The sequence below is a fragment of the Candidatus Viridilinea mediisalina genome (genome assembly GCF_002532535.1).
Lineage (GTDB): Bacteria > Chloroflexota > Chloroflexia > Chloroflexales > Chloroflexaceae > Viridilinea > Viridilinea mediisalina.
Genome location: NZ_NQWI01000032.1, coordinates 36,654 through 47,499, shown reverse-complemented (window position 1 = coordinate 47,499; position 10,846 = coordinate 36,654). Strand labels below are relative to the sequence as shown.

The 10,846-nt window shown below is 59.0% G+C and carries 8 protein-coding genes; 6 read left to right on the top strand and 2 right to left on the bottom strand.

Annotated elements, in window-relative coordinates; all coding sequences use genetic code 11:
• The first annotated feature begins 208 nt into the window (after positions 1-208).
• The 4 genes from CJ255_RS09310 (at position 209) to CJ255_RS09300 (ending at position 8,131) form a co-directional block, all read left to right on the top strand.
• Positions 209-406, top strand: coding sequence for a hypothetical protein (locus CJ255_RS09310; protein ID WP_097643832.1), 198 nt, complete (start codon positions 209-211; stop codon positions 404-406).
• 239 nt (positions 407-645) lie between these two features.
• Positions 646-945 carry a hypothetical protein gene (locus CJ255_RS22685; RefSeq protein WP_124681882.1) on the top strand — a complete coding sequence of 100 codons (300 nt, stop codon included), beginning with the start codon at positions 646-648 and terminating at the stop codon, positions 943-945.
• Positions 893-1,996 carry a hypothetical protein gene (locus tag CJ255_RS23495; RefSeq protein ID WP_165774639.1) on the top strand — a complete coding sequence of 368 codons (1,104 nt, stop codon included), beginning with the start codon at positions 893-895 and terminating at the stop codon, positions 1,994-1,996. The genes CJ255_RS22685 and CJ255_RS23495 overlap by 53 nt, the downstream gene beginning before the upstream one ends.
• Before the next feature lie 21 nt (positions 1,997-2,017).
• Positions 2,018-8,131, top strand: a complete 6,114-nt coding sequence (locus CJ255_RS09300) for a DUF6531 domain-containing protein (protein WP_097643830.1) — start codon at positions 2,018-2,020, stop codon at positions 8,129-8,131.
• A 264-nt stretch (positions 8,132-8,395) separates the two neighbouring features.
• On the opposite strand, the gene CJ255_RS23490 is transcribed toward CJ255_RS09300, so the two are convergent.
• On the bottom strand, positions 8,396-8,566 hold the full coding sequence (locus CJ255_RS23490; RefSeq protein ID WP_165774638.1) for a hypothetical protein: 171 nt from the start codon (positions 8,564-8,566) through the stop codon (positions 8,396-8,398).
• 473 nt (positions 8,567-9,039) lie between these two features.
• Between CJ255_RS23490 and CJ255_RS09295 the strand changes: the two genes are divergently transcribed.
• Together CJ255_RS09295 and CJ255_RS09290 are read left to right on the top strand one after the other, a co-directional pair.
• A complete protein-coding gene (locus CJ255_RS09295) occupies positions 9,040-9,231 on the top strand; it encodes a hypothetical protein (protein WP_097643829.1) in 192 nt (63 codons plus the stop codon).
• Between the two features lie 150 nt (positions 9,232-9,381).
• Positions 9,382-10,239 carry an alpha/beta fold hydrolase gene (locus CJ255_RS09290; RefSeq protein WP_097643828.1) on the top strand — a complete coding sequence of 286 codons (858 nt, stop codon included), beginning with the start codon at positions 9,382-9,384 and terminating at the stop codon, positions 10,237-10,239.
• Between the two features lie 203 nt (positions 10,240-10,442).
• On the opposite strand, the gene CJ255_RS09285 is transcribed toward CJ255_RS09290, so the two are convergent.
• The gene (locus CJ255_RS09285; protein ID WP_097643827.1) at positions 10,443-10,787 is read right to left on the bottom strand and encodes a hypothetical protein; all 345 of its coding nucleotides are present in this window, start codon (positions 10,785-10,787) and stop codon (positions 10,443-10,445) included.
• Between the last annotated feature and the right edge of the window lie 59 nt (positions 10,788-10,846).

Here is a 10,846-nt window from a genome sequence, read left to right as displayed (position 1 = left end):
GCCTCCTTCACGACCGGGTCGCCAAAGCTTTTACAGTATGTTGGACTGGGATAGCGGATTAATTTCTGGAAGACCATTAGTCGGCTAAAGCCGGCACTCCAACGTGTGCCCCCCGGCTTTTCAGACAGCTTCTTAGCGGTGAACCTGCCCCATCCCCTTCTGTAAGCCCCTTCTGTCTAGTTACTCAAGACTACGGAAGGAGGTTGCTATGGCCCCATACAATCCACCCAAAGCTCGCCCGTCGCTCATTGGGTTCCTCATCAAAGTGATGCTGCTCTTGAGCTTTGGGGCGGCCTGCTTGTTCTTGGCGGTACACCATCATGGTGCTTGGCTCATCATCGTGTCCCTTGTTGTCCTCAATGGCGTTTGGATGGCGCAGGGCTATGCGGAAGAGGTTCGCTGTTAGCTAGAGCGTTTTGTTAGTGCGAAGAAGTCCTTGTAAAGATTCGCCCTCTGGGCCTTCGCAAAGCCCTCTGTGTCCCGCTTTTGTCCCGCTGTTTGTCCCGCTCAGCGGGACACAGAGAGCGAAACTATATGGTGTAATACGACAAACCAGAAAGTGTGCATGCGCCCTTGCTTCTCACGTCGCTGCCGCGCAGCACCAGTACTTGATTAGGCTCTGCCTTCATTTGCAGGAGTACTCCAATGCGGCGACGAATCCCTCAGCAGGTGGTTATTCACGTTATTGCGCTGCTGGCGCTCTTTGTTGGGCTTATTCCTCCCACCACACCCTCGTCGGTTGGTGCTGCGCCTGCTCAGGTTCGCGCCAATAGAATTGTGCCAACCCCCACGCTGCCTAGCCCGCAGCTTGCGGTGGCTCAGGCTGTGAGTACTCCTAACTACTGCGGCAGCACAACAGCGTGCAGATGCAGGCGTTACGGTCTATATTCCGTTGGTTGTTGTCCCGGAGGCACAGCGATCAGTACACGCCCTGCCTACACCTAGTCCCCAGGATGCAGTAGCCAGCCCGACGGCAGGGGTGGGTGCGCCCACGGCCAGCCCGACGGCAGGGGTGGGTGCGCCCACGGCCAGCCCGACGGCAGGGGTGGGTGCGCCCACGGCCAGCCCGACGGCAGGGGTGGGTGCACCCACGGCCAGCCCGACGGCAGGGGCGGGGGCACCCACGGCCAGCCCGACGGCAGGGGCAGGGGTGCCCACGGCCAGCCCGACGGATCCAGGTGGCGAGGCGGAAGCGACCACTGACCAACTGCTTGTTACGGCGGAGCAGGGCGGTACCTTGCGCTCGGCGGATGGTACGCTGGAGCTTACGGTGCCTGATGGGGCGGTTGCTGGCCCGACGACGCTACGCTACCGCAGGGTCGAAGGGATGGCACCGTTGCCCGGCTTCATGCGTGTGGGTGAGGCGTTTGAACTGGTGGCTACCGATGCCCAGGGCCAAGCGGTGCGCCGCTTCGCCCAGCCGCTGACGCTGCGCGTGAGTTACCCCGCGCCACAGCAGGGCGAATATGTGCAACTGGGGCTCTACTTCAGTGATGCTGAACATTCCACATGGACGCCCCTTGCCACCACGGTTGACAGCCAGGCGCAGGTGGTGACGGCGCAGGTGGATCACTTTACCGCCTTTATGACCATGGCTGCTGCGCCTGATTGTGATACTCCTGTTGATCCCGCGCTGCTGGCAACCTATCAGGCGGCACAGGCTACTGGGCGGACGTTGGGCTGCCCGGTGGCTGAAGCCTACACCTGGGGCGGCCTGCTTAGTCAGAATTTCCAGCATGGGGCGCGCATTGTTGGTAGTTTCTACCTTGGCCCCAACTACAAGAACGCCTACGAAGCGGCGGGGGGCCGCAGGGTTGGCTTGGGTTGCCACTACAGAGCTCCTTTGTTGAAGACCCCGCCCCCGATACCTATTACGATCACGCTCGTAACTTTACGACGCGGCCTATCCAACTCTTTCAGCATGGCTTTATTGGCTTCGATAAGCGCGCGAACCGCTGGACTGCCGCCTACCACTTTCCCCTCGTCTGCCAGGTAAGCGGCTGGGTGACTGAGCGTATTGTCGAATCCGCCGCAGGATGCCGATCCCGATGAGGAGGCGAGGCGCTTCTCGACGCTGCGTGTGCGCGTGGGTGGCATTGCTGCGCCCGGTGCGCCTACTGGGGTGCGCTCGTTTGCTGCGGCTACGCTCGATCTCAATGTTGCTGGTAGCTCCCAACAGCGGGCAATGGAGCGTGATGGCGACTCCTTTGTCTTCTCCTATGAAATGGAGCAGCCGCTTAGTGCCGAGCGGCCTGAGTTTACCTTTTCGGTCGCGGCCACCCGCAGCGACGATGGCTTTATGGGTTTTGCCCCCTTCGATCTCCGCACAGCCCGCCAGCCCTTCCAGGTCAATCTCAATACCTCGGTGAGTACCGCTTGCACCGATGGTGCCAGTTGGGGTGGTGGCTATAATCCGCCGCGTGATACGACGCCGCCGGTGATTGCTGAGCCGTTGATTACCACCAATGGCTTCGGGAACTTGGCGCTGCTTACGACAATTACCGATGATACGGCGGTGGCTGAAGCAACCCTTTTCATCAACGACCGGCCCTTCCCACTTAGCCATATTCTTGGTGATCGTTACGGCATCCTGATCCCCCGCCTAGCACCTGGCCGCTATCAGCTCTACATTACCGCGAGTGACCCGGCGGGGAATGTGGGGCGCTGGCCCGCTCGTGGCGAATTTCAGTTCATCATGGTCTATAGCGGTGTCTTTGGCTATGTGCCTTGGGTGGGCTATAGCGAAGACCCAGTCAGTACGCTGATTGGCAATTTTGTCTATGACTATAGCGATCTGAAGTTGCAAGAGACTGGCCCCGATCTTGAGATCTCGCGCTTCTACAATTCTCAGAATCAGCTTGTGGGGCGCTTTGGCATGGGCTGGAGTACGTTGCTCGATATGCAGCTTACTGTCTTCGATAATGAGTTGATGCCCGGCGCGCTGCTGCGCTATGCCGATGGCCGCACGGCGCTCTTTCCCGCTGAGGGTGATGCTTTTGGCCAAGCGCCCTATAGCTTCGATACACTTACCCGTGAGGGTAGCGGTTTTCTGCTCACCACCACCGACCAGACGCGCTACCATTTTGCGGCTGATGGGCGCTTGATGCAGGTTGAGGATCTCAGCGGTAATGCACTTGTCTTGAGCTACAGTGGCGACCATGCGAGCCAGATCACTAGCGCCAGCGGGCGTGTTGTGAATTTGACGAGCGACGGCGAGGGGCGTATTACGCGCCTTGATGGGCCAGATGGCGTGAGTATCACCTATAGCTATGATGCCGATGGGCGCTTGCTTGAGGTGCAGGATGCTCAGGGCGGTACGGTGAGCTATGAGTACGATCCTGAGCATGGTCTGACCAAGCTCACAACGCCTGATGGTGTTGATTTTGTCCAAGAGCAGCACTACGACGAGCAGGGCCGCGTACTCTATCAGCGCGTGGGTGAGAATTTCATCAATGAATTTAGCTATGATGATGATCAGCAGACCACCACGGTGCTTGATACCTACGGCAATGCGATCACCCACCGCTATGATGAGGATGGGCGCCTCGTTGAGCAGATTGATGCGCTCGGCCAAAGTGAACACTTTACCTACAATGACGACAACCAGCTCACGAGCCATACCGACCGCAATGGTCATACGACGACCTATGAGTATGCGGATGGCAATCGGGTCAGGAAGGTTGATGCACTGGGCCATGCGTGGACATGGAGCTACGACGCGCAGCGCAATGTGACGAGTGAGACTAATCCGTTGGGCCGCACGACGCGCTATGAGTATGATGCCGAGGGGCGACGTAGCGCGACGATTGATGCGCTGGGCAATCGCGTAACCATGCGCTACAACGCGCAGGGCCAGTTGCTTGAGGTGATTGGGCCGCGTGGCGATGTGACGCGCTACACCTATGATGCCAATGGCAACCTGAGCGCGCAGACCGATGCGCTGGGCCATACGACAACCTATGAATATGATGCCTTTGGCCGCAAGATCCGTGAGACTGACGCGCTTGGTGGTGTGAAACAGTGGGAGTATGACGCCAATGGCAATCTGCTGCGCGAGATTGATCAGCTTGGTCACGCCCGCAGCTACACCTACAATGCCGATAATGGCCGCACATCAGTCACCGATGCGCTCGGGCATACAACTAGCTACACCTACAACGCCCTGGGCCACCTTGTCACTACCACGACGCCCGATGGTGGCGTGCGTTCGATTAGCTACAACGGTTTGGGCCACAAGATCGCTGAAGTTGACCCCTTGGGCTATCAGCGTACCTGGGAGCTGGATGCGCTCTACCGCATTGTTGCGGCGACCGATCCCACTGGCGCGGTGACGCGCTACGTCTATGATGCGAATGGCAACCAGGTGGCAATTACCGATGCGCGCGGCTTCACGACGCAGATTGAATATGATGCGCTCAACCGCGAGGTGCGCCGCATTGATGCGCTTGGCGGCGTGACCGAACATAGCTACGATGCAGCCGGCAATCGGGTACAGATGATCGCGCCCAATGGCGCAACGACAAGCTACATCTATGATGATCTGAACCGGATTGTGCAGGTGGTTGATGCCCTCGGTCATACCAGCATGACCACGTATGATGCGGCGGGCCAGCGCAGCAGTGAGACCAATGCGCTCGGCTACACCACCCGCTGGGAGTATGATCTACTCGGGCGCGTGGTGGCCACGACCGATGCTCTTGGCTTCGTAACGCGCACCGAGTATGACGCCTTGGGCCGCGTGGTGGCCACGACCGATGCGCGCGGCGCGATCACGCGCAGCAGCTACGATGCGGCGGGGCGCCTGATCGAGCGCGTGGATGCATTGGGCAACCGCTCCGGCATGGCCTATGACGCCCTCGGCAACACCATCGTCGTCACCGATGCACTCGGTTTCGCCACCACCACCACCTACGACGCGATGCGCCGCCCGCTCACGGTAACCGATGCGCTAGGCGGGGTTACCAGCACCAGCTACGACCTCGCGGGTCGCCGCGTTGTCGTCACCGACGCGAACGGCAATAGCACCACCACCGCCTACGACGCCCTTGGGCGCACGCTGCTCGTCACCGACGCACTCGGCTTTGTGGTCGCTTCACGCTACGATGCCAACGGCAACCTGATCGAAACGACCGATCAGCTTGGCGCGACGACGCGCTCCGAGTTTGATGCGCTCAACCGCGTGGTGCGCCAGATCAACGCCCTGGGCTTTGTAACCGAATTCACCTACGATGCGCTGGGCAACCTGATTGCCAGCACCGACGCCAACGGCGCGGTGACCACCAACAGTTACGATCTGCTCGGACGCTTGCTCACCACCACCAACGCACTCAGCTACACGACGCAACACAGCTATGATGAGATCGGACGGCGCATCAGCACAACTGACGCGAATGGTGGCGTGATCAGCAAAGAGTATGATGCGCTCGGGCGCGTGATCCGCATGATCGATGCCGAAGGCTTTGCACGCAGTTCGCGCTACGACGAGATGGGCAACCTGATCGCCACAACCGACGCCAACGGCAACACGACTACCATGCGCTACGATCTGCTCGGACGCATGATCGAAGAGCGCGACGCCATCGGTTTAGTGCAGGGCATCAGCTACGACGCCGTGGGCAATCGCATTGCCCTCGTTGACGGCAACAGCCACACCACCCTCTTCGCCTACGATGCACTAGGCCGCCAGGTGAGCGTCACCGACGCAGAGGGCCACACCACCACCTTTGTCTACGACGCCGTGGGCAACCTAGTAGCCACCACCGATGCCAATGGTCACACGACAACCCATAGTTACGACGAGCGCAACCAGCGCACCAGCAGCACCGACGCCCGTGGCAACAGCGTGCGCTTCAGCTACGACGCGGTAGGCCGCCCGCTGATGAGCATTGATGCACTCGGCGTCATCACCCGCAACGAGTATGATGCCATCGGCCAACTGGTTGCCGTAATTCTCAACTACAACCCCAGTTCACTGCCCAACAACCAGACCAACGTCACCACGCGCTACAGCTACGATGCCGTGGGCAACCGCACCAGCATCACCGATCCCAAGGGGGCCGTAGTCAGCTTCACGCCCGACGCACTAGGCCAACTGGTGAGCGAAACCGATCCGCTGGGCCAGATCACGCTCTACACCTTTGACGCAGTAGGCAACCAGATCGAACGGCGCGAGCCGAACGGCAACCGCGTCGCGACCAGCTTCGACCGGAATCGCCGTCCGGTGCGCGCCACCTACAGCGACGGCAGCAGCGTGGCGCGCTACTACGACGGCAACGGCAACCTCATCCAACTACGCGACAGCAGCGGCGTCACCGACTTCAGCTACGACGCCCGCAACCGCAAGACGAGCGAAACGAGCGGCTACGGCACCGTCGCCTTCCACTACGACGCCGCCAACAACGAAGTAGCGCTCACCTACCCCGATGGGCGCATCCTGCAAAAGAGCTACTACCGCAACAACTGGCTCCACGAAGTCACCACCCCGGCGGGCAGCGTCGCCAGCTACCACTACAACGGCATCGGCCAAGTCGTGCGCCTCGAAGGGGGCGACAAAGACACCCTCACCACCCAGAGCTACGACGCGGCCAACAACCTTCTGAGCGTCGAGAAGCGCAAAATCGGCCCGAACGGGCGGCTACTCATCGGCATCAGCTACAGCTACGACGCCGCCAACCAGCGCACTGAAGCCACCTTCGACTACCGTGACGGCCAGCCGCGCACCGTCACCGAACACTACACCCAAGACCGGCTCTACCGCCTGATCGAAATGCGCGACAGCGTTGGCGTCATAGTGAGCTACAGCTACGACGCAGCGGGCAACCGCACCAGTTGGGCCGGCAACGACGATCCGCGCACCAACAAACCCTTCGACGCCTTCGACCTGCGCTACCACTACGACGCTGCGGACCAACTCATACGCATGGAGGACAACCTTGCGCGTCACAGCGTCCACTACCGCTACGACGCCAACGGCAACCGCATCGAGCGCGAAGCTCCCCGCGAAGCCATGCGCTACACCTACGACAGCGAAAACCGCCTCATCGCCGCCCAAGCATACAAAATCACCGGCAGCAACCGCTGGAACCCCGGCGAGATCACCACCATGGCCTACGACGGCATCGGGCGGCGCGTCGCCAAAAGCGTAGACAACAAAGTCGGCGGAGGCGGCAGCAAGACACGCACCTACGCCTACGCGGGCCTCGACCCAATCAGCTACCACGAGACCTGGAACGGGCAACACACCAACCTCTACCGCACCCAGAGCGGCCACATCCTCGCCCAGACGCGCTACACCGGCAGCGAACGGGGGCAACAACTCTGGCTCACCCAAGACGGCCTCGGCAGCACCGTCGCCCTCGCCCACGACAACGGCCAGACCGCCAAGAACTACCGTTACGACCCCTACGGCGTCGCTGACGAGCGCGAATTCGACTCCACCACCCACGTTGACTTCCTCTTCACCGGCCAGGAACACGACCCCAGCACCGGCCTCCACCACTTCCACGCCCGCGACTACGACCCCGTCACCGCCACCTGGCTCACCCGCGACCCCTACCGCGGCACCCCCAACGACCCGCAGAGCCTCCACCGCTACGGCTACGTCAAAGGCAACCCCGTGAACCTGTGGGATGTCTATGGGTATTTTAGTTTTGATACAATCGAGTATATTAAGAATCTTATGAATGCTCGCAATACAGACAATAGAGGGACATATTCATGCAATAAGAAGGAACAAGATTTGATTCAGCATAATGATGAATCAACTTCTTGTAGTATATCTGAAGATGAAGTAAGACAAATGATACGAGATGCTCGTTCATTTGGTGCAAATCTTGCAGCAGATAATCTTCAATATTGGTTAGATGGAAAGGGCGGTACCAGAAAAATTTCTGCTGATCATTTCAAGAACAGACGTTTTATCTTAGATCATCTAAGAAATACTGCAAGAAATAGATTTATAGCAGGATCAAAAACACGTATGGGCGATGAATTGCAGATCAATTCTAAAGTTTCTATGCTTTGGGAAGATTCAGTGCAGGCCAACCCTTTATTTGATGCTGATGTATTTTTCGGATTAGGAGGTTGGAGGGTCACTGATTATTGGGCAACCCGATCATTTAGAATTAGGTAAAGAGACACTTAGGGAAGCGAATGCTGTTGATTGCCCCGTTGCTTTGTCACCCTGAGATGCCGTTGGAGTTCCGACGTTAGTCGGATTCCCATCGCTGCCCAAGACCTCAGCCGACTAACGTCGGCACTCCAACGTGTGCCCGCCCATGGACTATTCAGCATAACAGGCTGCTGGAATACTTGAAAATTTCTGCTTCCCTAACAGAATTTTTTGTTAGCGCGTCGCGTTGGCTGAGCCTGTCGAAGCCACCGCGCCGTTCGCTCATCACGGTGGCTGAGCCTGTCGAAGCCACCGCGCCGTTCGCTCATCACGGTGGCTGAGCCTGTCGAAGCCACCGCGCCGTTCGCTCATCACGGTGGCTGAGCCTGTCGAAGCCACGCGGTGCGGCGGCGCGGTGGCTGAGCTTGTCGAAGCCACCGCGAGGTCGTCTGCCAACCCAAGGCTTCTTCGCGCTAACAGATTTTTTTGCTCTACCGCGTTCTCACGCGGTTCATTGAGACAAGGCCGCACCGCTTGGTATGTACGGGGTTTTTGACGCGCTCCAATGAACCAAGAGCAGCACACCTGACCTGCCAGGTGGGGCGCGTGCAGTCACCATGAGGACATAACGAGCCCACCGCGCCGCACCTGGCAGGTCTGAGAGGCCAACGGCCCATGAGACCTGCCAGGTGTGCGCCGTTGGGGCTTGGGGGCGACGCTAGGTGGCTGCACGGCACCCACCTAGCAGGTCGTTTGTTCGCGTTGCATGAGAACATCCTTGACACCATGGCGGCACAAACAGCGTGCAGGTGCCGCGTTGTAACCGCAGTGCGTAGCCTGCATCAAAGTAGTATAGGTGCGTCAGGGGGGGCATGGGCGCACAGAAAACCTGCTCGTTGCCACAAAAGAACGCAAAGGAGAGTATACTAATGCCACCTGATGAGCCACAGGCATCCACAGCACAACCGTCAACTGCAACTCCAGGCCCACGGGCAATACCTGTGCGCCGGCGCATCCCTTGTTGTGTGCGGCGCGCTCAACAGCCCCTTGCCAACACCGAGGCCCACCTGCGGGCGGCGGCGGTCTGGGCGGCGTTGTTGCATCGGCCAGAGCCAGAGTAATACCATTGGAGATTGTAGATTGCAGATTGTAGATTGCAGATTGTAGATTGCAGATTGTAGATTGCGCTAGTGCCTCTTTTCCGCCTTCCGCCTTCCGCCTTCCGCCTTCCGCCTTCCGCCTTCCGCCTTCCGCCTTCTGCCTTCTATACTATGATCAACTACGTTCACCATGCCGGACATACGCTCACTTGGGAGGAGCATAGTACTGGTACGCGGAGTATTATTTTCATTCATGGCTATTCGGCCAATCGGGCGATCTGGTCGCATGAGTTGGCCTATTTGAGCCATTTGGGCCGTTGTGTGACCCTCGATCTGCCGGGGCACTATCCGGCGGTGATGCCGCCCACGTGCCGCGCCTTGAGCCAGGCGGAGGTGCTTGATCTGGAGTTGCGGGCGCTTGAGGCGATTGTAGGCGATCAGCCGTGTACGCTGATTGGCCACTCGACCGGCGGCTTGGTTGCGTTGGCTGCCGCCGCACGCCTGCCTACCCAAGTGGAACGGGTTGTCGCTTTGGCACCCGTCGTCTGGGGGCCGCTCACTGGGGCGCTTGGGTTCTACCAGCGCCTCTTACCGCTACCAGGGGGCTACATGCTCTACTGGCTGCACTATCGGCTGACGCAACTCTCGTTACGCTTCATTCAATATGGCATTGCATCGGCCTACAGTGGCAATATGCGTGCCTACATGGAGAATCCGGTAGCCGCAGCAGCAGTGCGGCGTTGGCACCCTATCTATGCCCACTCTCAGCTTCGTAACCTTGCCACGCTGCTGCTGACCCTCCGCACATGCGATATTCGCGCCGAAATTGGCCAGATCGCCTGTCCCGTCCTCATTATTGCTGGCGAGCGCGACCCGGTCGTGCCTAGCCTCCAAGCCCACTGGCTGGCCCAGCATCTCCCCAAGGCGCACCTCCACATCCTGCCTGGCATTGGTCACCTGCCCCAATGGGAGGCTGCCGCTACTGTTGAGGGGTTGCTGCGGGGCTATGTGGGGGATTGTAGATTGTAGATTGTAGATTGTAGATTGTAGATTGTTCGCCGTCAATATCAAGAACACTCAAGCCCATTGGGACGCCATGTTCGGCAATCTGAAATCTGAAATCTGAAATCTGAAATCTGAAATCTGAAATCTGAAATGGCATAAGCCCTGGCTGTGAGGACAATACGCCTGCACAACCAGGGCTCGTTTGTACGAAGACAACTCACGCAAGCCTACTTGGGCTTCTGTTCAGTCGCAATATCATCGAGGCGGCGCGAGACATTCTGAAGGCCAGAGGTAGCCGCGTTGATGATACTCACATAGAGCTTTCCGGTAGCATTGGCAAGATCGCCTGTTGCCCGCACGAACTCGTTGTTGCTCGGAGCCAGGGGCTGGCCATCGAGTGCCGAGGTGGCCCGGTTGACCGCGTTGCTCAGGGTGCTAACGACCGCATTGGCAACGCTGAAGGGCAGTGTGAAGGCTGCAACCCAAAGGCGGATCAAACCTTCACCCGACTTGGCGATGGACTCTGGCGTTAACCCAGTAGGCGTACTCTCCGGGGGCTGTGGGGTGGCCATGGCCTTGGTTCTCCTTACTATACTATGGTGACGACAGTCGTCGCCCCTATTATACAAGG